Below are 25,075 nucleotides of genomic sequence, written 5' to 3'. Positions count from 1 at the left end.
CGTCGCCTCTGATATTGTTTTTATTTCAGCATATTGGAGCGGGCATGCGGCATCCTTCGCCTGGCACGCACCTTGTAAAAGGGGGGACAACCAGAGCGACCCCATGCACATTGCCATCATAAGCGACACATACGACTTTGCCGACACCTGGCGCGACGTGCTCGAACGCATTGAGCCGGGCCTGGGCGCGTCCGTCCCGGCGCACGGGCCGGACCAGGCCGCGCTTGCGCCTTCCGGTCCGGCAGGGCCGGTGCTGCTCATCATCGAGGTCGGCGGCGGCAACGGGCGGCAGGGACCGGACGACCGCACGCTGGCCCGGCTGTGCGCGCCCGGCGGCGGTCGCCGGATCATCCTTTCGGGCCCGTCCGGCTACAACCCGCCGCGCGCCGTCGTGAAGGCCCTCCGCCGGGGCCGGGCCGTCTTTGTCCCGAGCGACCTCCACCACGGCCTGGCCGAAGCCGCCCGGATCGGCCTGGTCCGGCGGGAGCTCGCCCTCCGCGGGGCCGAGCCCGCCCCCGCCGGGCGGCCGCCCGTCTACACGGCCATCAGCCAACCCCTGCGCCAGTGGGGCGGGCTGCGGTCGTCCGCACCGGTCATGCACCGGCTCTTCCGTTTCCTGGCCAACATCGCCCGGACGGACGACAGCCTCCTCCTCGTCGGCGAGCCGGGCGTGGGCAAGACCTTTCTCGCCCGGACCCTCCACGAGCAGAGTCCCCGCCAAAACGGCCCCTTTGTCGTGGTCAACGCCGGGGCCGTGCCGGACGGCATGGTAGAAAGCGAACTGTTCGGCTACATGCGGGGGGCCTTCACCGGAGCGGTCCGGGACTTTGCCGGGAAATTCATGCAGGCGGACACCGGAACCGTCTTCCTGGACGAGATCGGGGACACCACCCCCCTGTTCCAGGTCAAGCTCCTCTCCTTTCTCACGGACCGGGTCTTCTACCCGCTCGGATCGTCGCGCCTGGCCCGCCCCGACATCCGCATCATCTACGGCACCAACCAGGACATCGACGAGCTGGTCCGGACCGGCCGGTGGCGGGCCGACTTCAGGAGCCGCATCTGCCAGAACGTGGTCATGGTCCCCCCGCTGCGGGAACGGCGGGAGGACATCCCCGATTTCGCCCGGGACTTCCTCGACCAGCGGCCATTCGGCCGCTACCGGCTGACCGCCGACGCCCAGCGACGGCTCGTCTCGGCCGAATGGAAGGAGAACATCCGGGAGCTGGACAACACCCTGCGCCAGGCCGCCAACCTGGTGGCCCACGAGGCGGACGAACACGGCGTGTGCGTCATCGACACCCCGGCCCTGTTTCCGCACCTGGCCGGGAATCCGCGCCCGGCGCAGGACCGGCTCGGCCCGTCGTGCCCGCCCGGTGCGGACCGGGCGTCCCTGGCCGAGGGACTCTACGGGCGCATCCGGGCCGCCCGCGAAAGACAGCGGGAAACGCCGCACTACCGGGAGCTCGCCAAGCGGTACGGATTCGCGGTGGTGATCGAACTCGTCGGGCTGGCCATGCGCCGGACCCAGGGGCGCGCCAACGCCGCGGGCTCCCTCCTCGGGTTCTACGCCCCGGACGACAAGCGCGGGGCCATCGCCTTCACCCAGTGGCTGCGCGACAACGGCACTTCCGCCAGCGCCTTGCGGCGCACCCTGCCCCTGCCGCCGGACTACCGGGAATGACGGGCGGGCCATCCGGAGCGGAGAACCGACCTGCATGCGCATAGACAACAACTCGATCACCCGGCGCCCGGAATGGCCCGATCATCTCTTTTTCCGAAGGGGAGGCGGGGAATACCGAATCACGCCGTGGGAACAGGGCCTTGTCCTGGAACGGCGCGAACCCGTGGCCGTCGGCCCCGTCCAGCTCCGGCTGCCCGGCCTGCCCCCGGCCGGGGCGGCCGGGCCCGCAAACGCCGCCATGGCCTGGCGGCCGCCGGAGGCCGTCCCCGACCTCACGCTGGTGTCGCCGCGCCACTTCAGCGACTGCTACAAGTCGGACTATTTCCTGCGGGCCATACCCCGGCCGTACCGGGCCGCGGTGGAGCCGTTCACCTACATGCAGTATTCGGTGCTCCGGCTGCTCCGCCTCAGCCCCTACGGGTTGCAGGCGCTCCGGACGGCCCCGGTCCTCACCTGGCTGCTGGCGGTCCATATGGGGCGGGGAAACCTCGCGCCCGAAGCCGCTGCCGAGCTGCTGGGGCAAAGACAGAACCGGATCGTCGCGGCCGTTTTCGGCGAGGACTCGGGGGTGACGAAGAACCTGATCCGCAAGATCACGGGCTGCCGCTTCACGCCGCACGACCACGAGGTGCTCACCGTCTTCCTCGGCAGCGCCCGGCTCGCCAGGGCGCTGCGGCATTGCGCCGCCTGCCCCCTGCCCGGCCTCGGGCCGTTCCTCCGCCACCCCGAGGCCGTGGAGCTCAACGCCGTCCGCGCCCTGTTCGGCCGATCCCCCTTCCGCGTCGGCCTGGCGCAGAAAACGGCCGCAACCTACCGGGACGCCATGCGCTTCGGCGCGGCCCTCGGCCTTGCCGACCCGTACGCCAGGCTGAAGCGGGCCCCGGACCTCGAAACCCTGGGCGCACTGCACGACCGGTGGTCCCGCCGACTGGAGGAAAAACTGGAGAACGAACGCGTTCCCAACGTCCGCTTCCCGCCGCCGGTCATCCCCGGTGACGCCGCGATCCGGTACATCGACAATTACCGGGACCTGAAACGGGAGGGCGAGGAACTCAGCCACTGCGTGGTGCATTACGCCGAGGACGTCCTGGCCGGGACCAGCTGGATATACCGGGTCATGAAGCCGGAACGGGGCACGCTGGAACTGAAACGGACGGGCCGGACCGCCTACGTCAACCAGTTCTTCCTGGCCTGCAACGCCCTGCCCTCCCCGGAGTCGCAGCGCAAGATCGACGAATGGGTGCGAAAAGGAAACGGCCCGGCGAAGCGCGGATGAGACGCGACACCGTCCCGGACCGTGCCTTGTCGCCGTATCGTTTCAAAAATCACTGCCCATTTTCGCGCATCCGTAGTAAGGAATTGAGCATTGGGTGGAAATCCTCTAGAATCCCCCCGGTTTTATTGATCGAACGTGTACAACCCTGATTTCAAGGAGATCGATATGAGCATCATCACCGGCGTCTGGGCGCGAGAGATTCTGGACTCGCGCGGCAATCCCACCGTGGAGTGCGAAGTGGTTCTGGAATCCGGCGACATCGGCCGGGCGGCCGTGCCTTCGGGCGCATCCACGGGTTCGCGCGAGGCGTTGGAGCTGCGCGACAAGGAGGAGCGTTACGGCGGCAAGGGCGTGCTGCAGGCCGTGGAGAACGTGCGCGGCGAGATCGCGGGCGCGATCATCGGCATGGACGCGGTGCGCCAGGTGACGCTGGACAATACGCTGATCGACCTCGACGGCACCGAGAACAAGGACCGTCTGGGCGCCAACGCCATTCTGGGCGTGTCCATGGCGGCGGCCAGGGCGGCGGCCAGCTTCATGGGCATGCCGCTGTACCAGTATCTGGGCGGGATTAACGCCAAGCTGTTGCCGGTGCCCCTGATGAACATCATCAACGGCGGCCAGCACGCGCCGAACAACCTGGACATCCAGGAGTTCATGATCATGCCCGTGGGCGCGGACACCTTTGCCGAGGCGCTGCGCATGGGCGCGGAAATCTTCCATCACCTGAAGGCCATCCTGGCCAAGGACAAGCACGTCACCTCCGTGGGCGACGAGGGCGGCTTCGCGCCGAACCTGGCCTCCCATGCCGAGGCGTTCCAGTACATCATCCGCGCCTGCGAGGACGCGGGCTACGAGCCCGGCCGCGACGTGGGCCTGGCCATCGACGCGGCGGCGAGCGAGTTCTACAAGGACGGCAAGTACGTGCTGGCGGGCGAGGACAAGATCCTGACCGCCGCCGAGCTGATCGACTTCTACGACGACCTGGTCTCGCGCTTCCCGCTGATCTCCATCGAGGACGGCCTGGCCGAGAGCGACTGGGACGGCTGGGAGGTGCTGACGGACAAGCTCGGCGACCGCATCCAGCTGGTGGGCGACGACATCTTCGTGACCAACCCGGACATCCTGGCCGAGGGCATCGACCGGGGCATCTGCAACTCCATCCTGATCAAGCTGAACCAGATCGGCACGGTCACGGAGACCCTGGACACCATCGAGCTGGCCAAGACGGCCGGGTACACCAACGTGGTGTCCCACCGTTCGGGCGAGACCGGCGACACCTTCATCGCGGACTTGGCCGTGGCCGTGAACGCGGGGCAGATCAAGACCGGCTCCCTGTGCCGTTCCGACCGGCTGGAGAAGTACAACCAGCTCCTGCGCATCGAGGAGGAGCTGGACGAGGACGGCGTCTACTACGGCCCCATCCTGGCGGGCAGTTTCTTCGACGAATAGATACGTTTCAACGGGCCGTCCTCGGGGCGGCCCTTCTCTTTTCCAAGGAGGCCTTTCATGAAGAAAGCGACGTTCGGTCTGGCCCTGTTGTTCGTGCTCTGCGCCCTGCCCGCCCTGGCGGCGGGGGAGGTCCCGGACCTCAAGGGGTCCTGGGTGGCCAAGTCGGTCAACGTGGCCGGGGTCAAGGCCGGGCTGTACGAGAATCCGGACGCGGCCAGCACCCTGGTCATCGAGGACCAGCACGGCCGGGTCTTCACCGGGTACAAGAAGTGGACCCGCAAGGGCGAGACGTTCACGGAGAAGTTCGCGGGCGGCATCTCCTCCGACAACGAGATCTACATCGCCGAGGAGAAGGACGGCCAGCTCCACGGCGACTACGACGCCAAGGCCGGGGCGCTGCTGCTCTTCTACGTGGAGAGCGGCCCCGACGCCAAGGTGCTCGAAGGCGTCTACGTCCGGACCCCCTAGGGCCGAACTTGACGGGACGGGCCCCTTCGTGAGAAGGGGCCCTTTCTTCGGTGCTCAAAAACAGATACAGGAGAGGGCTTCATGATTCTTTTGGACGGCAAGGAGACGGCCGCGACCATTCGCGCCGAGATCAGGGAAGAGGTGGACAAGCTCGAGGCCCGCTACGGCCGCAGGCCCGGACTGGCCGTGGTGCTGGTGGGCGAGGACCCGGCCAGCCAGGTCTACGTGCGCAACAAGGAGCGCGCCTGCGAGGACTGCGGCATCCGCTCCATCCCCCACCGGCTCGAGACGGCCAGCCAGCTCGAACTGGAAGGGCTCATCCACGAACTCAACCGCGACGTGACCGTGGACGGCATCCTGGTCCAGCTGCCCCTGCCCAAGGGCCTCGACTCCCAGAAGATCCTCGACCTGATCGACCCGAACAAGGACGTGGACGGCTTCCACCCGGTCAACGTGGGCAAGATGTCGCTGGGCCTGCCCGGCTTCAAGCCGTGCACCCCGGCGGGCGTCATCAACCTGCTCAAGCGTTACGGCCTGGACCCGGCCTGCAAGAAGGCGGTGGTCATCGGCCGGTCCAACATCGTGGGCAAGCCCCTGGCCATGATGCTCTCCCAGAGCGGCCCCTGCGCCAACGCCACGGTGACCCTGTGCCACTCCCGCACCCCGGACCTCAAGGCCGAGTGCCTCGAGGCGGACTACATCTTCGCGGCCATCGGCAAGCCCAAGTTCGTCACCGCGGACATGGTCAAGGAAGGCGCGGTGGTGGTCGACGTGGGCATCAACCGCACGGACGAGGGGCTGGCAGGCGACTGCGACTTCGAGGGCCTCAAGGACAAGGTCCACGCCATCACCCCGGTTCCCGGCGGCGTCGGCCCCATGACCATCGCGCAGCTCATGGTCAACACGCTCCAAGCCTTCAAGATGCACGTGGGCGCGTAGCACGGCTTGCGATGGCGGCGCATCCGCACATTTTTCGGGCTTCGCGCAATCCGTCAACGTAGATCGGCTACGCCTCCGGTTGCGCTGCGCCCGAGAACATGCACGGCTGCACCACTCTCCCAAGCCTGACATTGGCGGGTAGCCTTATAAAGAAAAGGGTCGGAATATTCCGACCCTTTTTCATGTCCGGCGGACGGGCGTGGGGCGTGAAAAAGCCGACTCGTGGAGGGAGTCGGCTTGGGTAATGGTCCGGCCGGGTGGGGCCTAGACCGTTACGCTCGTCAGTTGGGGGGAGGAGTCGCCCGGCGCGGCCTGGTAGGCTTCGAGGGCCTGGCCCACGCTCGCCTTGGCCGGGTTGAACTGTTCCTCGAGCTGGCTGGTCAGGTCCTGGAGCTGGGCGATGTTGTCCAGCTCGTTCCGGAGCTGGTCAAGGATGTCGCCGAACTCGTCCAGGGGATCGGCGCCATCGGCATCGGCGGCCTGAGCCAGGAGCGCCGCGCTGTTGTCCTGGGTGGCCGAACTCTCGGCAGACCCGGCCACGTAGAAAATTTCGTTCTGGCCGTTGTCGAAGAAGGCGTTCAGGGCGGTGTTGATGCCCGCGTTGAACTCGGCGATGGCCGCGTCGCCCGCATTGGTGCCGAAGTTGCGGTCGATGAACTTGAGGACGTTGAGCAGCCCGTTGCCCAGGGTGTCCTCGTTCACGCCCGAGGAGGTGGCCTGGATGATCATGCCCGCGGCCGCGGCGGCCGTGTCGTTGCCGAACCGCTCGCGCAGCCAGTCCATGGTCGAGGCCAGCTCGTCGCGCAGCCCGTCGGTGTCCCTGGTCTCGCCGTTCTCGTCCGTGACCTCGCCCATGCGGCGGATGATCTCGTTGGCGAAGGTCTCGCCCAGGGACTGGTCGTCGGCCTGCTTCTTGACCTGGCCCGGCGCATTGGCCAGGGCCGTGACCGCCGGGGTCAGCCCGTCCTTGGCCGGGTTGATCACCGCCAGCTGCCCGAGCCGACGGCCCGGCATGTCGTCCAGCAGCGAGGACGCGGACCCTAGGTCGTCGCCCTGGTCCTGCCGCGTCTTGAGCTTGTGCATGAACCCGTAGTTCATCTGTGCGCCGGAGATAATCATGCCCTCTTTATCGGCACCCTTCTCTTTTTCTTTATACCTCTTAACAATCTCCCTCACCCCCGCTCAAAACACCCCTCATCCGCCCCCGCACGCCCCTGCCGAAGGCACCCAAAAAGTTTAGAAAGGGAGAGGGGATGGGGGGGCCGGACGCACCACACGAAAAACCCCGGTGCGGCGGGGCCGGACCGGGGTTTTCCTGTGTGTGCTGTCGCCTTTTAGTACAGGCGGTGTTCTTCGACGTAATCGAGAACGAAGTCTTCGGCCTCTTCGACGGTGGAGACGTCGTCGCGGACCTGGGCCTCAAGGAGCTGGTCGCGGATCTTGCCGATGGCCGGGCCGGGCTTGAGCTTGGCCAGCTCCATGATCCGGTTGCCGTCGAGCAGCGGTTCGAGCTCGAGGTCCGGGATGTCGGCCCGTTCGGCCATCTTGAGGTTGTGGTTGAACTCGCGCCAGGAGCCGTTGCGCGCCTTGATGTCGGCGCGGACCATCTCCATGATGCGCGGGTACTCGTCCAGGGAGCGCAGGCGGCGGATGCCCTTGTCCGTGAGCATGAAGTGCGGGCGCATGTGGTTCTGCACGAGATCGCAGATCAGGTCGATGTCCTGTTCCTCGAAACGCAGCCGTTTCAGGACCTTGCGGGTCACTTTCGCGCCCACGCGGTGGTGCTGGAGGAAGTTCCAGCGGCCGTCGTAGTACTCGGCGGTGTAGAGCTTGCCGATGTCGTGGAACAGGCAGGCCACGGCCCCGAACCAGTCGTAGGGCAGCTCCTCGGGGTAGGCCTTCATGACGTCCAGGGTGTGCGCCAGGACGGTCTCCTCCACGTTCTCCTCGGGGTTCCGGATCTGGGAGACGCGCGACAGGGCCGCGATCTCGGGGATCAGCCCGTGCAGGAGCATGGAGTCGAAGAGCAGGCTGAAAAACTTGTGCATGGCCTCGGCCTCGACCTTGCGCCACTCGTCCAGGAAGTCGGCCATGGGCACGTAGTCGAGCACGCGGCGGGAGCAGCGCACGATGGCTGCCCAGGAGTTGGCCTCGATCTCCTTGTCGAAGTTGGCGGCGAAGCGCATGGCCCGGTAGGCCAGGGAGTAGTCCTTTTTCAGGGCCTGGTCCGGGATGCCCTTGAAGCGGATCTGGCCCTCGGCGAAGTCCGCGAAGTCGGCGTAGGTCTCCTTGGCCCGGGGAATGAGCGGGCAGACGGCGGACAGCGGGATGTCGCCGCGCCGCTCCAGCCGCTTCATCAGGCGCGGGGTCATGGTCGAGACCACTTCGTCGGTGTAGGCGGCCTCGTCCGTGGCCGCGGGATAGAAGAAGTAGGTCACGCCCCCTTCGGCCAGGGTGCCGAGGGTGCCCTTGTCGCTGGACTCCTCCATGGTGGGGAAATATTTCTTCAACTCGTCGAACGGGGCCTCGGTGCAGATATCCAGTTCCTGCTCGCTGCCCGTCTCGTCCAGGGTGAGCGCCTGGAGCCGGACGTTGATGATGTAGGCGTCAAACCCGTTGCGCATGATGGTTTTGCAAAAGCCGACAGCATCTTTGAAAGGCTGGCTCATATCTCTCCTCTCTGGGCCGCCCGCACGGTTTCGGGACGGACGGCCTGGCATTGAATCGTTGCAAGGTCGCGCCGCGGGGACAGGCTGCGCCCCCGTCGCGGTTCCCGGACCATGGTCGGCCGGGAGGAATCCCTGCTATACAATCTTTTTCCCCGCAATGAAATGGGTTTTTACCCGCCCTTTCAGCGTGGAACCCATCAGCGGCGTGTTTTTTCCCTTGGAATGCAGGGTTTCGGGCGCGACCACCCATTCCTCGGCCTCGTCGAACAGGAAAAAGTCCGCCGGGTCGCCGGGCGCGAAGGTGTTCACCGGCAGGTGGAAGATGCCGCACGGGGCCGTGGTCCAGGCGCGCAGGAAGGTCTCGCGCGAGAGCACGCCGTCGCGCACCAGCCCCCAGGTCACGGACAGGGCCGTGTCCAGGCCGCTGATGCCGCACGGGGCCACGTCGAACTCGGTCTCCTTCTCGTGGCCCGCGTGGGGCGCGTGGTCCGTGGCCAGGCAGTCGATGGTCCCGTCGTTCAGGGCCTCGATCACGGCCAGCCGGTCGTCCTCGGGCCGCAGGGGCGGGTTGACCTTGGCCGCGGTGTCGTACTCCGTGCCCTCGGCCTCCAGCACGCCCTCGGTCATGGTCAGGTAGTGCGGCGCGGTCTCGGCCGTGATCTTGACCCCGCGCGCCTTGGCGAAGCGGATCAGGTCCACGGACTTGCGGCAGGAGATGTGCGCCAGGTGGATGGGCAGGTCCAGGTACTCGGACAGCAGGATGTCGCGGGCCACCTGCATGGCCTCGGCCACGTCCGGCTGGCCGGGCAGCCCGAGGCGGCTCGACACCTCGCCCTCGTTGATGCCCGCGCCCACGCCCAGGTACGGGTCCTCGCAGTGGTCGATGACCACGCGGTCCCAGTCCGAGGCGTACTCCACGGCCAGGCGGAAAATCTTGGTGGACTCCACGGGCACGCCGTCGTTGGAAAAGGCCGCGCAGCCCGCCTGGGCCAGCTCGGCCATGGGCGCCAGCTCCCGGCCCTCCAACCCCTTGGTCAGCGCGCCGATGGGGAACAGTCTCGGCCCCTTGGGCCAGGACCGGCGGGCCTTCTCCAGCATCAGCTCGGTGACCGGGCCGTTGTCGTTGACCGGCTTGGTGTTGGCCATGCACATGACGTTCGAGAACCCGCCCCAGGCCGCGGCCCGCAGCCCGGACTCCACGTCCTCCTTGTACTCGTACCCCGGCTCGCGCAGATGCACGTGCACGTCCGTCAGCGACGGCAGCAGCGTCAGCCCGTAGGCCTCCTCCACCTTGGCGTCGCCCGCGTCCAGCGACTTGGCCGAGGCAACCACCTCGGCAATTTTGCCGCGGGACACGAAGACGTCCACGTCCTTCCCGTCCAGCTTGGCGCGCCTGAGTATCAAATCGATCTTGGCCATGATATGCCTCCTGTATGCCTCCGGCACCCCTGCCGGGGGCCCCTCCGGGGGCTTAAGAACCTTTTGAAAAAGGTTCTTAAGAATCTCCAAAACTTTTTAGTGCCGCTTCGCGGGGGGTGTCGTCCGCGAGGGGGTGGCTTCCGAAAAAAACACTTCGCCGAAGGCGACAACGGGTTTGCAAAGGGCTCGCCCTTTGCCCGCCGGAGGCGAAGTCATCCGACATCGCCGCCGCAGGCGGCTTCCTTCCCGCCTTCCCTACTCCTCTCCCTTCCTGGTCATGTACAGGAACAGCAGGGCCATGCGCACGACCACGCCGCTGGCGACCTGGTCGAGGATGAGGGAGCCAGCCGAGTCGGCCAGTTCGGAGTTGATCTCCACGCCCCGGTTGAGCGGGCCGGGGTGGAGGATGCGCACGTCCGGGTTGGCCAGCTCCACCTGTTTCATGCCCATGCCGAAGGTCCGGGAGTATTCGCGCAGGTCGGGCAGCAGCCCGTCCTTCTGGCGTTCCAGCTGGAGGCGCAGGCACATGACCGCGTCCACGCCTTTGACCGCCTCGTTCAGGTCGGAGAAGACCGTGACCGGCCAGGTCTTGAGGGCCGGGGGCAGCAGGGTGCGCGGCCCGCACAGCCGGACCTTGGCCCCGAGCATGGTCAGCAGGATGACGTTGGACCGGGCCACGCGGCTGTGGGCGATGTCCCCGAGGATGAGGATGGTCTTGCCGGCCACGCCGCCCCACTCCTGGTACAGGGTGAAGGAGTCGAGCAACGCCTGGGTGGGGTGCGCGTGCCGCCCGTCGCCCGCGTTGATGACCGAGCAGTCCAGCCGGTCGGCCAGGAACCGGGCCGCGCCCGAGCACCAGTGCCGGATGACGATGGCGTCCGGGGCCATGGCCTGGAGGGTCAGGGCGGTGTCCTTGAGGGATTCGCCCTTGGTCAGGCTGCTTGAACTCTTGGCCAGGGAGAAGGTGTCGGCGGACAGCCGTTTCCCGGCCACGTCGAAGCTGGTCTTGGTGCGCGTGCTCGGCTCGGCGAAGAAGAGCACCACGCTGCGCCCTTTCAGGGTCGGCACCTTCTTGACCGGCCGTTCCTGCAACTCCTGGAACCGCCCCGCCGTCTCGAAGATCGCCATGACCTCCGGCTGGGAGAGCTGGGACACGTCCAGCAGGTCCTTGTGTAACCATTTCATAGTCGTTTCTGCCTCCGGCATCCTAGAATAGCGCGTGTAGGGACTCGGGGACCAGGGCGAAGGATGCGACCTTGCCCGGTTCCAGCGTGCCGAGGGTGTTGCCCGCGCCCAGGATGCGCGCCGGGTTGCGGGTCACCATGGCGAGCACGTCGTCAAGCGACAGCCCGCCGTTGAAATGTTCCTTGAGGTACCGGGCCTCGTTCCACAGGTCGAGGTCGGTGTTCGAGGCCAGGGAGTCCGTGCCCAGGCACAGCGGCGTGCCCGAGGCGAACCATTTCTCCCACGGGGCGCGGCCCACGCCGATGAACTCGTTGGAGCGCGGACACAGGCAGACCGTGGCCCCGAAGGCGCGCACCGTGGCGATGTCATCACTCGTGACCTTGACGCAGTGCACGGCCAGGGTGGTCTCGTCGAGCAGGCCGAGATCGGCGGCCTGCTGCACCGGGCGTTTTTTCGGGGGCTCGAAGTCGAGCAGCCGCCCGCGCGCCTGGAGCAGGTCCAGAAACGGGCTGGGCTCGCCCGCCATGATGGCCACCTCGTCGTCGTGCTCGGCCAGGTGCAGGGAGAAGGGCAGCCCCTTGGCGCGGGTCTCGGCCTTGGCGGCCCGGAGCACGTCCCGGTGGGTGGTGTACAGGGCATGCCCGGCCACGGAGATGAAGCCCGCGCCGAACTCGCCGGACGGGATGAAGGTCCGCTTGGGCACGGTCTCGCCGATGGCCTCGCAGAAGACCGCGAAAAAAAGGCCGGATGCTTCGAGCATTCCGGCCATCTCCTTGGCGAAACGGGTGGCGATGTCCCCGACCATGATGGTGCCGGTTCGCTTGAGCTCCTCCACGGCCCGGTCCAGGGCGTCCGGTTCGAGATCGAAGATGGGCTGCTTGAGCAGGGCCTCCACCCAGGTGACGAACCCCTGGTTCGCGGGGCATTTGCCGCGCAGGTGGGCCAGTTCCAGGTGGGAATGGGCGTTGATCAGGCCGGGGCAGAGGAACACGTCCCCGAGGTCGAGAACGTCGCCGGAATGGGTTCTGCCAAGGGTGGCGAAGGTGCCGACTTCCTTGATGATCCCCTGATCGACGAGGATGGCCGCGTCGTCGATGACGGGCGCGCCGGGTATCATGGTCGCGGCCTTGGCCGCGCGAACGAGTTCAACCATCCGGTTTTTCGAGCTCCCCTGCTTCGGTTTGGTGTTTCGGGTGAAGTGTCCGCGCACGGACTGAGAATATTTCGTAGTATGTTTTGCGGTGAAGGTCCACACATATCGGCCGGGTTCCGGCCCCGGGCGGGGCGTGCGGGCGGCCGGACCGCGCCGGGCGGGGGTTTGCGGCCCGGAAACCACGAAAAAATGTGTTTTGCTCTCGAAATCCATGGGTTATAGGGACAGGACCATGCACAGCGCAACGGGGCATCGATGAGGATACTGTCCGTCACCAACGACATAGACAGCGGCGGCGCGGCCAAGAGCCTGTTCTTCCTGGCGCAGGGCCTGGCCCGGCTGGGCCACGAGGTCCGCGTCATCAGCATTTCCGCGCCCGCGCGCACGGGCAGGCGCGTGGCCGAGCTGAACGAGACGGGCGTGGCCGTGGACTTCGTGCGCATCCCCTACTATCCCATGTCCCTGGCGGCCTGCCCCATCCCCTTCTGGAAGAACGTGGGCCGCGCCGTGTCCCGGCCCGGCGAGTTCCGGCGCATCCGGCGGCTGGTCCGCGAGTTCGCCCCGGACGTGATCCACTACAACAGCTACACCACCCTGCTGGCCGCCCTGCCCCTGGCGGGCCCGCCCGCCGTGCTGCACTGCCGCGAGATGCTCCTGGAAAACAACCCCCTGCTCCCCCTGACCCGGCCCCTGGTCCGCGCCAGGGTGCGCGAGCTGGTGGCCATCAGCCCGGCCGAGGCCGAACAGGCGCGCCGGGTCTTCGGCCTGGACGCGACCCTGGTCTTCAACCCGGCCCCGGTGCCGGACGCGCCCGCGCCCATGCCGGATGCGGGCGGCGAAGACGGCGGGCTGGTCTACGGCATGTTCTCCCACGTCTCGCCCACCAAGGGGCACCGCCTGTGCATCGAGGCCTGCGGCCTGGCCGCGCGCGAGCTGCGCCGGGCCGGTGTGCGCGTGCGCCTGTTCGGCGGACGCATCGGCATCCACGACGGGCTGTACCGCTCCCTGGAACGGATGATCGCGGACGCGGGACTGGAGGACGTGGTCAGTTTTCAGGGGTTCGCCGTGGACCCGGAGGCGGAGATGCGCGCCGTGCACCTGGTGCTCCGGCCGGACCTGACCGGCCACCCGTGGGGCAGGGACGTCATCGAGGCCATGAGCCAGGGGCGGCCCGTGCTGGCCGCCGGGACGAGCGAGGTCTTCATCCGGCCGGGCGAGACCGGGGAGCTGGTCCCGCCGGGCGACGCCGAGGCGCTGGCAACGGCCATGGTCGGCCTGGCCGACCGGGACCGGCTCGCGCGCATGGGCGCGAACGCCCACCGCTTCGCCGCCGCCCACTTCGACCCGGACGAGCACGCCCGGCGCGTCCTCGCGGTCCTCAAGCGGGCCGCTAACCGGGCGTCCTGACCGCGCCTTGGACCGCGCCTTGGACTGAGCCGACCGCGCGTCAGGCCAGCAGTTCCCGGTACAATCCTTCCAGCCTGCCGATCTGTTCGAGCATGTCCACCCGGCCGAAGTCGGTCAGGGGGGGCCGGGGCGTCTCGTGGAGGACGATGTCCACCACCTGGTCCGCGTCGGCCGCGTGGTAGCCCAGGCCGTGCTCCACGGCCCAGCGCCCGGAGGTCTCGCAGTTGACCACCACCGGGCAGACCCCGCCCAGGAGGTAGTCGAAGAGCTTGTTGGGCAGGGCGTTGTTCAGGAAAAGCAGAGTGTTCGGATCGGTGATGTCCATGAAGTTGAAGCCGGACAGCCCCCACTGGTAGCGGCTGATCTCGCGCAGCAGCTCCCCGTAGGGCAGCTTCGGGTGCAGATGGAAAAACGCGTTTTCCTTGTCCAGGGCCAGGTAGGTGGCCAGGTTCCTGGGGTTGAAGTCCGCCGGGTAGGCGTGGACGTGGACCCCGGCCGCAGTGAGCTTCTCGAAGAACGGCAGATAGTTGCGGTATTCGTAGTGGATCGAGCCCCGGTCGCGCAGCCCGCCCAGGTAGACCACGTGGTTGCCGTCGAGCTTGGGCAGGTGTTCGGCGGGCGCGGCCGTGAGCATGGGATAGCTCGGCAGGACCAGGACCCTGTTCGAGTCGTACCGTCCGGCGGCCACCTCGGCCATGCCCTGGCTGACGTGGACCACGGCGGCCGTGTCCTCGAAGCAGCGCCGCTCGGTCTCGGCCTCGGCCCCGGCCAGAGCCTGGCGCAGCCCCCGGAAGTCGTGGCAGTCGTAGACCACGGGCCGGTCCGTGTTGTCCAGGGCGGCCACGGTGGGCTCGTTGGGCTCGTTGTGGCAGTGGACCACGTCGAAGTCGTCCCGCGCCCGGATGCGCGCGCCCAGCTCGGCCAGGTCGGCGTAGTGCGTCACCGAGGCGCAGATGTCGCGCATGTTCGGCTGGAAGTTGAGGCCCTGGCAGAGCAGGTGCACGCGGTGGCCGCGATTGGCCAGGGCGAAGGCCTCCTTCTCGGCCCGGATGCACGGGTCGACGTGCACGAAGAGGATGTCGAGGGTGTCGGCGGTCATTGTCATGCCTCGGGCTGGTCGGGTTGGGGGACGTGCACGGTCACGCCCAGGGGGCGCATCTTGCCGGCCACGGTCTCCCAGTAGACCGGGCTGATGCCCAGGGCCAGATCGGTCACGCCCAGCTCCGCCATGCGCTCCGGCCCGACCACGGGCAGCCCGTCGATGTCGCGGCCCCAGGCGTTTTTGTTCTCGTCCACAAAGCAGGCCACCCGGTCGCGGCAGCCGAGCAGCAGGTGGGCCATGGAGCCGATGGGCGAGGTCCCGAAGACCGCCGCCCGGCCGCCCCGGCTCTCCGCCGCGTCCACGGCCGCGCGCACGGCCTCGATGGTCGCCCGGGCCACGGACTCGGCCCGGCGCGCGATGGCCAGGTTGTCGGCGAACCGGGAGGGAACGGGCCCCCCGGCCGGTTCCCCCTTGCGCAGGACCAGGTAGAACATGACCATGCCCGTGTCCGCCCCCGTCTCCTCGAACCCGGCGTACCGGGCGAGCATGCGGGTGTACGGCACGGTCATCTTGTTGATGTGGTCCGCGCAGACCAGGTCGCCGGGCAGCTTGTCGAAGTCGGGCAACTGCAAAAGAAGCAGCCCGCCCGGCCTGAGGCGCGCGTGCATCCAGCGCAGGGCGTGCAGCGGATTTTCGAGGTGTTCGAGCACGGACAGGGAGACCACGCAATCGAAGGTCCGGTCCAGGTCCAGGGTGTCGTAGGCCGCGTTGTGGGCCGAGGCCAGCGGCACGCGGCCGCACAGCTCGGCGAACCCGCCCCCTGGCTCGATGGCGTGCAGCTCCCAGCCGGGCCGGTCGCGGTGGACACATTCGAGGAAGGCCCCGGTGCCCCCGCCCACGTCCAGGACGGCCCCGGACTCCGGCAGATCGGCCAGGGACAGGAAGGTCTCCCACGCCTTCTGGTGCGACGTCTTCACTCCCTTGGAATAGTTCATGATCTGCGGCTTTGGTTTCCACACCTCGGTGTTGTAGACCGCCGCGCCCAGGCCTCGGGTCCCGGCCGCGTTGTACAGGAATCCGCAGTCCGTGCAGCAGCGGTTCTCCAGCCCCAGGCCGTCGATGAAGAACATCTGCGAGGTCACGCACCGGCCTTGGTAGTCCGGGAACAGGGTCTCGAAGCGGTCGGAGCCGCAGACCGGGCAGGCGGTGGTCGATCCGGTCATGGCTAGTCCTCGGTCCCGGTGGCCGGGAAGCTCTTCCAGCTGCCCTGCAGGTCCTCGATGTTGTTGTAGATGGACCAGCAGCGCATGCACCCGTAGTAGGCCCCGTACTGGCGCAGGAGCTTGCGCTGTTCGCGCATCTTCTCCCCGTTCCAGATGTCCAGGAAGGTGTTCTCGTGGACGTTGCCCACCGGGTCGAGGATGCACTGGGGCAGGGACTTGATCTCGCCGTCCGGATTGATGAACAGGGTGTGCCACTGGGTCTCGCACCGGCTGCCCGGGAACTCGCCCGCCGCGTCGGACACGCAGAAGCGCAGGTTGGACTCGGTGAAGTCCGGACGGAAGTGGATGCGCGTGCGGTGGGCGAAGCGCTCCTCGATCTCCCGGCGCTGCCTGAGCAGGCTGTCCACGTCGATCTTGGAGATGTCGATGTACTGGGCGCTGGTCTCCTCCACCGTGGCCCCGCAGACGGCCGCGTGGTGGGTGTTGTGGGCCTCGACCATGTTCTTGGAGATGTAGTTGAACATGAAGAAGCCGACGAACATCTCTTCGAGCAGCCCGGCCTCGTCCAGGGATTCGAGCATGGGCACCAGCTGGTCGCAGTTCTTGTCGTTGACCGTGAAGTAGCAGCCGATCTGGAGGTCGATTCCGCGCTTCTTGCGCTCCTCCACCAGGATCCCGAGCCCCTCGATGATCTTGGCGTAGGCCCCCTTGACCCCGCACAGCCCCTCGTGGACCGCCTCGGGCCCGTCCAGGGAGACGCGCAGGGCGTCGACGCCCGCGTCCACCAGTTGCCGGGCGTACTTGGGCAGGAGCAGCCCGTTGGTCAGCATGGAGAACTGCAGGTCCTTGCTCTTGGTGTACTCGATGAACGGGATCAGGTCCCGGTAGAGCAGCGGCTCCATCCACGGGATGCGGATGGTCGGCCGGAACCAGGCCACCTCGTCGATGATCCGCTTGCACAGGTCGAGCGGCAGCTCGTGGCGCACCTTGGGGTCGATGACGTTGTGCTTCATCTTGGTGTTCAGGTGGTCCCACTCCTGGCGGCCGTGGTTCAGGTCGCAGTAGGAGCACTTGAAGTTGCACACGTTGTTGACGCAGAAATTGATGGTGTGCGGCGGCAGGGCGAACCCGTCGGCCGAGGTGTCGTAGTAGTTGGACTGGAGCAGGTGCAGGACCCGGCTCACCCGGTAGGTGGACACCGGGAGGTCCATCAGCCCGTCCACGAATTTGGCGTAGGTCCGGCGGGCCTGCCTGCCCTGGTCGGTCAATCCGCCGTCGGTCAGCCATTCACCGGGTTGCGCATACTTGGGGATCATTGCCTCACTCCTTGGGTTGCGTTTGCCCCGGCGCTACCAGGCTCTCTTCCAGCCTGCGCATGATCACCCCGCTCTCGTAGGGGAAGCGCGGCTCGACGGCCTCGCCGAGGACGTGTTTCCGGATCAGGACGTCCGGTTCGTTGAATCCCGCCAGGGCCCGCAGGGACGTGGTCCCCGAGAACCTGGGGTTGATCTCGAAAAGATATATCTCGCCGTCCACCAGCCGGAGCTGGATGTTGCACGGCCCTCGGGAGCCCAGGGCGGCGGCGATCTTCTCGCACGGTCCGCAGACCTCGGGGAAGGGCCCGATGTCCCCCTGGGAGATGCCGCTGCTGATGACCAGGGTCTCGCCCAGCTCGGCCCGGCCCGTGCGGTTGGGCACGCGCATGCGGCAGCCGAGCGAGGTCCAGGTGTGGCGCCTCAGGGCGATGGAGTTGAGAAAATTGCCGTCCATGTCCGAGAGCACGCCCACGGTGTACTCCCGGTCGTACCGGCCCACGTACTCCTGGGCGATGAACTCCGGCCGGATGGCGCACAGGTATTCGGCGATGGTCCGCGCCTCCGCCGGGGTCTGGACGATGAAGGTGTCGGCCGAGCCGCCCGTGCCCGTGGAAGGCTTGAAGACCATGGGAAAGACCGGCAGGTCGCGCACGTCGTCCGGGCTGGTCACGCGCACGTAGCGCGGCCCCTTGACGCCCAGCTCGTCCAGGGCGCGGGACAGGGCCAGCTTGTCCATGCACCGCTCGATCACGGAGCTCGCGTTGACGGGCAGGAAGAGCCCGGCCGCCGCCACCTCCGCGCGCCGCGCGCTCAGGACCTTGAGCTCCGCCTCGGAGCCCGGCAGGACCACCTCGGCCCCGTGCCGGCGGCAGGCCGCGAGCAAGGCCTCCAGGTAGTCGTCCGCCCCGGCCGGGGGCAGGATGACGTGCTCGTCGCCGCGCGCCAGCCCCGTGCTCAGCGGGGTGATGTCGGCGGCCACGACGCGGTAGGGGGTCGCGGCCAGGCGCAACGCCTTGACCAGCTGTTCCCCCAGGCCGCCGCCGCCCGTGCCGGTGACCAGGACGCAGGGTCCCTTAGGGCTGCTGGGGCTGCTCATCGGGCCTCCATATCTTGCCGAAGACGTCCTCGGTGGTCCGCTCGAAGCACTGGGCCACTCGGGGGTGGACCCGCTCCAGCATGGCCGCGGGCGGGGTGAAGGGCAGCCGGTGAACCTGGGCGTCCATGGCCTCGGGGTCGAGGATGGCCAGGGAGAGCAGGTGCCCGTAGTCCCTGGGCACGCCGCAGGAGCCGGGGTTGATGATCAGCCGCCCCTGGTGGCGGACCACGTAGGGCCGGTGGGTGTGGCCCATGAGCATGACGTCCCCGTCGAAGTCGATATCCGAGGCCTGTTCCGCGTTCACGTAGCAAGTGAACGGTTTGCCGGGCACGCCGTGGGTGCAGAAGATTTTGCGCCCGCCGAGCTCCACGGTCTTGTCCAGGCCGTTGGCCCTGACCATGTCGCCCCACCCCTTGGGCAGGTCGCCCCAGCTTTTCGGCAGCCGGACGATGTCCACGGCCCACTCGGGCATGTGTTCCAGCCCCAGGAGCATGGCCTCGTGGTTGCCCATGAGGCAGTCCGCCCCGGACCGCTCCAGCTTCTCGCAGGTCTCCCGGTTGTAGGGGCCGTAGCCGATGGCGTCGCCCAGGAACAGGAGGCGGTCCACGCCCTGCCTCTTGAGAAAGGAAAGGGCCAGGGCCAGGCCCGGCTCGTTGCCGTGAGCGTCGCTGATGATTCCTATGCGCACCGCAATTCTCCCGCCGCGTCCCTAGCAGTGCACCCGGTTCGAGGCCGGGCCCGAGGGCCTGGCGCGAAAGGGCTCGTCCGAACGTTCGGGCTTGGGCGCGGCCAGCTTTTCGAGCAGGCGTTCCAGCCGGACCGCGTCCAGGGCCTGGTGCCTGCTCATTTGAAAGAGCGGCAGCCGCGCCAGCATGCCGTCCCCGGCTCCGGGGTCGGTCTGGCAGATGACGGCTTCCGTGGGAGTGGGGATTACCCCCTCGGCCGGGATCATGTCCATCCTGGCGGCGTAGAGCGCACCGTCGTCGTGATACAGGTTGTCCAGATACTGGGAGCCGTTGGCCGGACCCTTGGCCTGGGCCCTGGTCCACAGCTCCGGGCAGATCTGGGACAGGGGCGCCACGCGCACGGTGCCGCAGCGCGGCTGGCGGATGGCCCCCTCGCAGAGGAACCGCCGGTCCGCCACCTGGACGTTCCACAGGGGATGGGACAGGGAGGAAAAGCGGATGGCCGAGGCCACCAGGGGGGACGGCACGGGCGTCAGGCTCTCACGGAACCGGGTCAGCCGGTCCGCGAAGATCGCGCCCTGTCCGGGCCGGAGGACCAGGACCTCGTTGTCGCCGTCCGCCTCTGCCGGGACCCCGGCGATGGCCGTCAGCTCCGCGCGGGTGCGTTCCCCGCCGAGCATACGGAAATACGGCGCGCCCCGCGACGGCTCCACCGGCAGGGTGTGGGTGTGCACGACCCCGGCGAAGCGCACGTCGGGGCAGCGCCCAAGGCAGCGCAGGGTCTCGTCCAGGAGGTGGCGCAGGATCACGGGCGAGCCGACCAGCTGCTGCTCGCGGATGTCGTAATAGCCGAAGGAGATGAAGGCCCTCATGGAGTCACCCCGAAATCATAGAGGTTGTTGGCCACGATGTACTCGGCCAGGGCGAAGTCCTCGGGCGTGTCGATGTCCACCAGCTCCACGGGGTCGTCGATGAGCGCGTAGTGGAACCAGCGCTTGTCTTCGTTCAGGAGCCTGCGGCCGAGGAAGTTCGCCAGGAGCTTGAAATACACGTTGCCCCGCTCGCAGCGAATCTCCTCCTCCGAGAGCAGGACCCCGTTGCGGGTCCGCACGCGGGCCAGTTCCGTGTTCGGCAGAAAGGCCGTGGCGCAATACCCCGCGCGGGAAAGCGCGTCCACGTAGCGGGTCATCTTGGCGATGTTGCGGAAGGGCGAGGTCGGGTACATCTCGATGGTCGCGTCCAGGGGGTACCCCTCGTTCAGGAGGAACCGCTCGGCATAGAACAGGGCGAACCCCGGCGACACGTCGTCGGCGCTCAGTTCGGCGGGCCGCAGGAACGGGACCTCGGCCCCCAGCTTCTCGGCGATGTCCGCGATCTCGCGGCTGTCCGTGTTGACGATGACCCGGTCCACGGGCAGGGCGCGGGCCACGGCGATGGTGTAGGCGATGAGCGGCAGGCCGCAGAGGTCGCGGATGTTCTTGTTCTCGATGCGCGTGGACCCGGAGCGGGCCGGGATGTGCACCACGGTCCGGTCCCTGGGCCCCTCCACCCTGTCGGTGAAGTGCTCGATGTCGATGCCGGAATAGCCGAAATACGTCTGGGCGATCTCGCGCATCTGCCGATTGACCTGTTCGTTCATGATCGATTCCGCCTTTTCCCGCCGCGCATCAGCAGATGCACCAATGATCGGGGTGGATCAGCACCTGGAGGGTGTTCACGCCCCGGTCCGGCCGGGCGGCGGCGACCATCTCGCGGAAGGCGGCCAGGAACCGCTCTCCCGAAAGTTCGTTCAGTTCCGGATGCGGGGACGTGCGCGCCAGCTTGCCGCCCCACCGTCCGTTGGAATCGTTCAGCCCGATCCCGTAGGGCAGGGAATACGCCTCGTAGGCGAAGCCGAAATCCGCCTGCCTGAGGGCGTGCAGCCGCAATGCGTAGCCCTCGATGTGAATCGTCCGGCCGCGCTCCATGCCCGGCTTGACGCCCCCTTCGTCGAAGATCTCGAAGCTGACGAATTCGTTCCGGTGGAAGAACGACCCGCCGTGGGCCGAGGAACCGGCCAGCTCGACGCCGCCCTCCCGGAAAAAGGCCACCTGCTCGGCCAGGACCTCGGCCACATCGCGGCCGAAACAGACCGCCAGCTCCGCGATGTTGTTGTGCAGCCCGACCTCGTGCCCCCACTCCCGCAACTGCCGGGCGCGGTCCAGAAGGGCCGGGTCCGCGACCAGCCCGCCGTCCCTGATGACCCCGTAGTAATTGGCCGGACCGTCGGCCGGGCTCGGGGGCAGCAGGAAATAGCTCGCCCGGATGCCGTGCCCGTGTTCGAGCCGGGCCATCTCCATGGCCGCGTCCAGGTCCGCGTCCACGTCGTGGCGCAGGAAGAAGCACGGCCGGGTCTCCTCGGCCACCTCGCTCATGGTCACGCACGTGAGCTGCCTTTGCAGGGGCAGGACCAGGTCCGCCAGGTAACGGGTGCCGTCGTTGCGCTTCTTCATGTCGAAGCTGGGCGCTTCCGGGACGGAGGACACGGCGTACACGCGCCCGGACACGTCGTAGCCGAACCGTTCGAGCAGCGGCCTGTGGCGCTCCAGGGCGCGGGCCTGGAGCGGACCGGGCAGCTCCCGTTTCCAACGGCCCACGGAACTCGAAAAGATGTCCAGACCGAACTCCGGAGAGACGTGGAGAAAATCGGCGATGTCGGTCATGACCCTGTCCGGCTCCGTGACCAGGTCCTCGTAGCGCACGGTCAGGACCGAGCCTTCGGGCAGGGTGTCCAGGACCCGCACGGTCGCGGCCAGTTCGTCCGCCCACCAGTCCAGGGCCTTGGCCAGGTCCTTCTCGCCCCAGGACACCGTCTGCATGGACAGGGCCACGTCGCGCCCGTCGCGGACCACGTTGACCAGCTTCATGCCCGGCATGATCGAGTACAGGTAGTCGGCGAACCAGCTGTTCCGGGGGGTCTTCTCGACCCACAGCGGCTTGCCCCGGGCCAGGGCCCGGCGGTCGAACAGGGCCGCGTACAGCTCGCCCCAGACCGCCTCCGTCTCGCGCAGGGTCCGGGCCTGCGGCAGGGCGTCCAGGCGGCCGAGCTCGCGGTCCAGTTCCCGACGGTCCAGCCACAGGCAGAAGCCCCGCCTCCGGTCGTCCTTGAGGGAGGCCTTGACCGGATGGATGTAGCAGTAGAACCGCTCGCGCCACAGGGCCTTCAGGGTCTCGACCCCGGCGGTCCGGGCGCTCCCGGGCAATGCGTGGAACCAATGCGGCGCCAGGCGGAACCGTTCGTCCAGGATGCACTTGGTTTCGCCGGGGATCGAGGCCACGTCCGGGGTGGAGTCGAGCGCCCGCCGGAGCAGGCTGGTCCCGGACCGGCCCGTGCCGCCCACGAACACGCCGCGCGGCGCGCCCGCTGCCGGGGCCTCGGCGCACCGGGCGAGCAGCGCACGGGCGTCTTGGTCCGCCGGATCGGCCCGCAGCGCGTTGCGCAGGACCCAGGCCGCCTCGGACAGGTCGCCGCGGGCCAGGTACCGCCGGGCCGAGGCCGGGTCGGCATCGGTCAGGTAGGGCGCGTGGAACGGCAGGATGTCGCCGGTGCCGCTATTGGTCAGAGCTTCGTTATACATTTTGCCACCTTGCGGGCCGTATGCCCGCAAATAATCAAAGCAAGTTGCGTGCCACCCTTCCCGGCCCGGACCGGCCCGGCGGACGACTGTTCATGCACTGAATGATCGTCTGCAACTCCGGGGGGTTGCGCGTCCGGTCCAGGGCCATGTCCCCACGGCCCGCGCCGGACGATTTTTCCCGGTCCCCCGCCGTCCCGCCGTCGGAAATCCGGCGAAATCAGGCCCGTTCGAGTATCCAGCTCGACCCGTCCCGGTACGCGGTGGTGAAGCCGCGCTCCGCCGCCCGCGCTCTGAGGTCGGCCGGGATGCCGTCCGCGCCGGTGTGCCCGAGGAGCAGCCTGCCGCCCTCGGGGATGTGCGGGGCCAGCCGCTCGAACTCTCCGGCCACGAAGGGCTCGGTGCACGGGCGGTGCAGCAGGCAGGCGAAATGGATGTCGCCGATATCGTCCAGCCGCCGGTCCAGGAACTCCCCGCTGGTGCCGAGGAAATAGTCCACGTGCGGGTAGGCCCGGCACACGGACCGCGCGGCCCGAAGGGACCCCTCGTCCAGGTTGACCGTGGTGAAGGCGTCCTCGTCCGACAGGACCTCGGCCATGGCCAGGGTGGAGAAATTGCCGCCGCTCACCGTGAAGATGCTGCCGAACTCGACCACGGTCAGCGCGCCGAAGCGCTCTTTCAGCCCGAGCACGGTGTTGTGCAGCCGGGCCCGCAGCCCGGCGTTGCACAGGGGCACCCTGGCCAGCCGGGTGTCGTTGAAGAATTCCAGCACGTGCCCGTTACCGTATTCGGCCAGGTACGCGCCGTCGAAGTCCGCCGGGTCCAGGTCGGCGTGGTGGCGGATGCGCCCCTGATCGGCCAGGCCGCGCAGGTAGGGGTTCCACAGGGACAGGGTCCAGGCCGGGTCCAGGTGGGCCGCGGTGATCCGGGCCTCCCCGGCCAGGGGCAGGTTGAGGAAGTTCATCAGCGCGGCCTGGGACGCGCGGGTGGTGACCACGGCCAGACGGTCGCCTTTCAGCTCCCGCAGGTCCAGGGGCGGGGTCACGGGGTCGAAGCTCACGGTCCGGGGCAGGACCGCTTCGGGCAGGGCCGAGACGATCTTGTCCGCGTGGGCCGAGGCCACGACCAGCCGGTCGAGGTCGCCGCACAGCAATTCGGGCAGTTCCCCGGGCGCGTGGATGACGTGGCCCCCGAAGGACCCGCGCTTGAAGGTGTCGGCGTAGCCGAGCACGGTCACGTCGGGACGGCGCTCGCCCAGGGTGTATTCCAGCAGGCGGCCCCGGCCTCCGGCCCCGTAGATGACGATCCGCGCCCCCTGCGGCAGGCTGGCGACGAGCATGGCTTCCCCCTCCGGCCGGTTCCGGCCTAGCAGTCCGGGTTGGCCCGGTAGAAGTCGGCGGTCCGCCGGATGCCCTCCTCCAGGTCCACCTTGGCCTCGAAGCCGAGCAGCTCGCGGGCCTTGTCCACGCAGGGCACGCGCAGCTCGATGTCCGCGCTGCGCGCCTCGCCGTAGACCACCTCGGACTTGGAGCCCAGGACGCGGGTCACGGTGTTGGCCAGACCGTAGATGGTCTGCACGCTGCGGATGTTGCCGATGTTGAACGCCTCGCCCACGGCCTCCTTCTTCTCCAGGCAGAGCAGGGTGCCGTCGAGCATGTCGTCCACGAAGCACCAGGCCCGGATCTGGGTACCGTCGCCGAAGATGGTGATGGGCTCGTTTTTGAGCGCCTTGTTGATGAAGATCTTCATGGCCCCCTCGCCCACCTGGCCGGGGCCGTAGATGTTGAACGGCCGGACCACGGTGGCGGGCAGCCCCTGCTCGCGGTGGAAGGCCGAGGCCAGGTGCTCCTCGGCCAGCTTGCTGACCGCGTAGGTCCAGCGCGCCTGGCCCGCCGCGCCGATGACCGTGCGGTCGGTCTCGCGGGAGACGAAGGCCAGGGAGCCCATGACCTCGCTGGTGGAGAAGCAGACGATGCGCTTGCACCGGCCGCTCTCGGCCGCGGCGCGCAGGGTGTTGAGCGAACCGACCATGTTCACCTCAAGCGTCCTGACCGTGTTGCGGACCACGGTGAAGATGCCCGCGATGCCCGCGCAGTGGATGACGTAGTCCGCGGGCGCGATGGCCTTGGTCAATTCTTTGACGTCCAGTATGTCCCCCTGCACCAGGTTCAGGTTGGGGTGGTCCGCAAAGGCGCAGGACTTCAGCGAATTGCGCGACAGATTGTCGTAAATGGTGACCTTGTTGTCCGCCAGCAGCCGACCGGCCAGGCGGGAGCCGATGAAGCCCGCGCCGCCGGTGATGCAGATGTGTTGACCCTGGAGCATTGATTCACTTCCTTAATGAATGAACGTTGAAACGTGTCTGGACACCAAGCATGATCCATGCCAACAAACCGCAGGTCCGGCCCGAATCTTGCTTCGCTCCCGGGCGGGACAAGGGCGTGACGCA

The 25,075-nt window shown here is 67.9% G+C and carries 21 protein-coding genes; 6 read left to right on the top strand and 15 right to left on the bottom strand.

The features are described from left to right. Positions 1 to 103: 103 nt before the first annotated feature. The 5 genes from DND132_RS17750 to folD all read left to right on the top strand — a co-directional run bounded on the left by DND132_RS17750 (position 104) and on the right by folD (position 5,816). A complete protein-coding gene (locus DND132_RS17750) occupies positions 104 to 1,681 on the top strand; it encodes a sigma-54-dependent transcriptional regulator (protein ID WP_014323084.1) in 1,578 nt (525 codons plus the stop codon). 34 nt (positions 1,682 to 1,715) lie between these two features. Continuing rightward, on the top strand, positions 1,716 to 2,957 hold the full coding sequence (locus DND132_RS12350; protein WP_014323083.1) for a PcfJ domain-containing protein: 1,242 nt from the start codon (positions 1,716 to 1,718) through the stop codon (positions 2,955 to 2,957). A gap of 165 nt (positions 2,958 to 3,122) precedes the next feature. Further along, positions 3,123 to 4,409 (top strand): phosphopyruvate hydratase, encoded by a 1,287-nt coding sequence (eno, locus tag DND132_RS12345; protein WP_014323082.1) that lies wholly within the window; start codon positions 3,123 to 3,125, stop codon positions 4,407 to 4,409. 57 nt (positions 4,410 to 4,466) lie between these two features. Then, a complete protein-coding gene (locus tag DND132_RS12340) occupies positions 4,467 to 4,877 on the top strand; it encodes a hypothetical protein (protein WP_014323081.1) in 411 nt (136 codons plus the stop codon). 81 nt (positions 4,878 to 4,958) lie between these two features. Further along, positions 4,959 to 5,816 carry a bifunctional methylenetetrahydrofolate dehydrogenase/methenyltetrahydrofolate cyclohydrolase FolD gene (gene folD, locus DND132_RS12335; protein WP_014323080.1) on the top strand — a complete coding sequence of 286 codons (858 nt, stop codon included), beginning with the start codon at positions 4,959 to 4,961 and terminating at the stop codon, positions 5,814 to 5,816. A gap of 264 nt (positions 5,817 to 6,080) precedes the next feature. Here the strand turns inward: folD and DND132_RS17745 are convergent, their stop codons facing one another. From DND132_RS17745 to DND132_RS12310, 5 genes are all read right to left on the bottom strand, one after another. Then, positions 6,081 to 6,935 (bottom strand): hypothetical protein, encoded by an 855-nt coding sequence (locus DND132_RS17745; RefSeq protein WP_014323079.1) that lies wholly within the window; start codon positions 6,933 to 6,935, stop codon positions 6,081 to 6,083. A 215-nt stretch (positions 6,936 to 7,150) separates the two neighbouring features. Continuing rightward, on the bottom strand, positions 7,151 to 8,485 hold the full coding sequence (locus DND132_RS12325) for an HD domain-containing protein (RefSeq protein ID WP_014323078.1): 1,335 nt from the start codon (positions 8,483 to 8,485) through the stop codon (positions 7,151 to 7,153). A 135-nt stretch (positions 8,486 to 8,620) separates the two neighbouring features. Beyond that, the gene (locus DND132_RS12320) at positions 8,621 to 9,904 is read right to left on the bottom strand and encodes a dihydroorotase (protein WP_014323077.1); all 1,284 of its coding nucleotides are present in this window, start codon (positions 9,902 to 9,904) and stop codon (positions 8,621 to 8,623) included. Positions 9,905 to 10,159: 255 nt separating this feature from the next. Continuing rightward, positions 10,160 to 11,089: an aspartate carbamoyltransferase catalytic subunit gene (locus DND132_RS12315; protein ID WP_014323076.1), complete on the bottom strand. Its 930-nt coding sequence runs from the start codon at positions 11,087 to 11,089 to the stop codon at positions 10,160 to 10,162. Between the two features lie 22 nt (positions 11,090 to 11,111). Next, complete coding sequence (locus DND132_RS12310; protein ID WP_014323075.1) at positions 11,112 to 12,242, bottom strand: amidohydrolase family protein; 1,131 nt, start codon at positions 12,240 to 12,242, stop codon at positions 11,112 to 11,114. 255 nt (positions 12,243 to 12,497) lie between these two features. Here DND132_RS12310 and DND132_RS12305 point away from each other — a divergent pair, with 255 nt between their 5' ends. Further along, positions 12,498 to 13,649, top strand: a complete 1,152-nt coding sequence (locus tag DND132_RS12305; RefSeq protein WP_014323074.1) for a glycosyltransferase family 4 protein — start codon at positions 12,498 to 12,500, stop codon at positions 13,647 to 13,649. 40 nt (positions 13,650 to 13,689) lie between these two features. Here the strand turns inward: DND132_RS12305 and DND132_RS12300 are convergent, their stop codons facing one another. From DND132_RS12300 to DND132_RS12255, 10 genes are all read right to left on the bottom strand, one after another. Beyond that, on the bottom strand, positions 13,690 to 14,748 hold the full coding sequence (locus DND132_RS12300) for a glycosyltransferase (protein WP_014323073.1): 1,059 nt from the start codon (positions 14,746 to 14,748) through the stop codon (positions 13,690 to 13,692). Between the two features lie 2 nt (positions 14,749 to 14,750). Beyond that, positions 14,751 to 15,914, bottom strand: coding sequence for a methyltransferase domain-containing protein (locus DND132_RS17740; RefSeq protein WP_014323072.1), 1,164 nt, complete (start codon positions 15,912 to 15,914; stop codon positions 14,751 to 14,753). A 2-nt stretch (positions 15,915 to 15,916) separates the two neighbouring features. Next, positions 15,917 to 17,230: a radical SAM protein gene (locus DND132_RS12290; protein WP_014323071.1), complete on the bottom strand. Its 1,314-nt coding sequence runs from the start codon at positions 17,228 to 17,230 to the stop codon at positions 15,917 to 15,919. Between the two features lie 4 nt (positions 17,231 to 17,234). Continuing rightward, positions 17,235 to 18,326, bottom strand: coding sequence for an ATP-grasp domain-containing protein (locus DND132_RS12285; RefSeq protein ID WP_014323070.1), 1,092 nt, complete (start codon positions 18,324 to 18,326; stop codon positions 17,235 to 17,237). Beyond that, positions 18,304 to 19,014 carry a metallophosphoesterase family protein gene (locus DND132_RS12280; protein ID WP_014323069.1) on the bottom strand — a complete coding sequence of 237 codons (711 nt, stop codon included), beginning with the start codon at positions 19,012 to 19,014 and terminating at the stop codon, positions 18,304 to 18,306. The genes DND132_RS12285 and DND132_RS12280 overlap by 23 nt, the downstream gene beginning before the upstream one ends. A 21-nt stretch (positions 19,015 to 19,035) precedes the next feature. Next, positions 19,036 to 19,884, bottom strand: coding sequence for a hypothetical protein (locus DND132_RS18545; protein WP_014323068.1), 849 nt, complete (start codon positions 19,882 to 19,884; stop codon positions 19,036 to 19,038). Next, entirely contained in the window at positions 19,881 to 20,651 is a 771-nt protein-coding gene (locus DND132_RS17735; protein ID WP_014323067.1) for an acylneuraminate cytidylyltransferase family protein, read from the bottom strand. The genes DND132_RS18545 and DND132_RS17735 overlap by 4 nt, the downstream gene beginning before the upstream one ends. A 28-nt stretch (positions 20,652 to 20,679) precedes the next feature. Next, positions 20,680 to 22,629, bottom strand: coding sequence for a sulfotransferase (locus DND132_RS12265; protein ID WP_014323066.1), 1,950 nt, complete (start codon positions 22,627 to 22,629; stop codon positions 20,680 to 20,682). Between the two features lie 217 nt (positions 22,630 to 22,846). Continuing rightward, entirely contained in the window at positions 22,847 to 23,965 is a 1,119-nt protein-coding gene (locus tag DND132_RS12260) for an O-methyltransferase (RefSeq protein WP_014323065.1), read from the bottom strand. A gap of 26 nt (positions 23,966 to 23,991) precedes the next feature. Continuing rightward, complete coding sequence (locus DND132_RS12255) at positions 23,992 to 24,951, bottom strand: NAD-dependent epimerase/dehydratase family protein (RefSeq protein ID WP_014323064.1); 960 nt, start codon at positions 24,949 to 24,951, stop codon at positions 23,992 to 23,994. Positions 24,952 to 25,075: the final 124 nt, after the last annotated feature.

The sequence above is a fragment of the Pseudodesulfovibrio mercurii genome (genome assembly GCF_000189295.2).
GTDB lineage: Bacteria > Desulfobacterota > Desulfovibrionia > Desulfovibrionales > Desulfovibrionaceae > Pseudodesulfovibrio > Pseudodesulfovibrio mercurii.
The sequence above is the reverse complement of the archived record's forward strand: the minus strand, read 5'-3'. Positions and strand labels throughout refer to the sequence as shown.

Coding starts and splice junctions, on each gene's coding strand:
- DND132_RS17740 (WP_014323072.1), bottom strand. CDS start 15,914: ATGACCGGATCGACCACCGCCTGCCCGGTCTGCGGCTCCGACCGCTTC.
- DND132_RS12260 (WP_014323065.1), bottom strand. CDS start 23,965: ATGCTCGTCGCCAGCCTGCCGCAGGGGGCGCGGATCGTCATCTACGGG.
- DND132_RS12265 (WP_014323066.1), bottom strand. CDS start 22,629: ATGTATAACGAAGCTCTGACCAATAGCGGCACCGGCGACATCCTGCCG.
- DND132_RS12285 (WP_014323070.1), bottom strand. CDS start 18,326: ATGAGCAGCCCCAGCAGCCCTAAGGGACCCTGCGTCCTGGTCACCGGC.
- DND132_RS12340 (WP_014323081.1), top strand. CDS start 4,467: ATGAAGAAAGCGACGTTCGGTCTGGCCCTGTTGTTCGTGCTCTGCGCC.
- DND132_RS12255 (WP_014323064.1), bottom strand. CDS start 24,951: ATGCTCCAGGGTCAACACATCTGCATCACCGGCGGCGCGGGCTTCATC.
- DND132_RS12300 (WP_014323073.1), bottom strand. CDS start 14,748: ATGACCGCCGACACCCTCGACATCCTCTTCGTGCACGTCGACCCGTGC.
- DND132_RS17745 (WP_014323079.1), bottom strand. CDS start 6,935: ATGATTATCTCCGGCGCACAGATGAACTACGGGTTCATGCACAAGCTC.
- DND132_RS12325 (WP_014323078.1), bottom strand. CDS start 8,485: ATGAGCCAGCCTTTCAAAGATGCTGTCGGCTTTTGCAAAACCATCATG.
- DND132_RS12305 (WP_014323074.1), top strand. CDS start 12,498: ATGAGGATACTGTCCGTCACCAACGACATAGACAGCGGCGGCGCGGCC.
- DND132_RS12350 (WP_014323083.1), top strand. CDS start 1,716: ATGCGCATAGACAACAACTCGATCACCCGGCGCCCGGAATGGCCCGAT.
- DND132_RS17750 (WP_014323084.1), top strand. CDS start 104: ATGCACATTGCCATCATAAGCGACACATACGACTTTGCCGACACCTGG.
- DND132_RS12310 (WP_014323075.1), bottom strand. CDS start 12,242: ATGGTTGAACTCGTTCGCGCGGCCAAGGCCGCGACCATGATACCCGGC.
- folD (WP_014323080.1), top strand. CDS start 4,959: ATGATTCTTTTGGACGGCAAGGAGACGGCCGCGACCATTCGCGCCGAG.
- DND132_RS12315 (WP_014323076.1), bottom strand. CDS start 11,089: ATGAAATGGTTACACAAGGACCTGCTGGACGTGTCCCAGCTCTCCCAG.
- DND132_RS17735 (WP_014323067.1), bottom strand. CDS start 20,651: ATGAACGAACAGGTCAATCGGCAGATGCGCGAGATCGCCCAGACGTAT.
- eno (WP_014323082.1), top strand. CDS start 3,123: ATGAGCATCATCACCGGCGTCTGGGCGCGAGAGATTCTGGACTCGCGC.
- DND132_RS12320 (WP_014323077.1), bottom strand. CDS start 9,904: ATGGCCAAGATCGATTTGATACTCAGGCGCGCCAAGCTGGACGGGAAG.
- DND132_RS18545 (WP_014323068.1), bottom strand. CDS start 19,884: ATGAGGGCCTTCATCTCCTTCGGCTATTACGACATCCGCGAGCAGCAG.
- DND132_RS12290 (WP_014323071.1), bottom strand. CDS start 17,230: ATGATCCCCAAGTATGCGCAACCCGGTGAATGGCTGACCGACGGCGGA.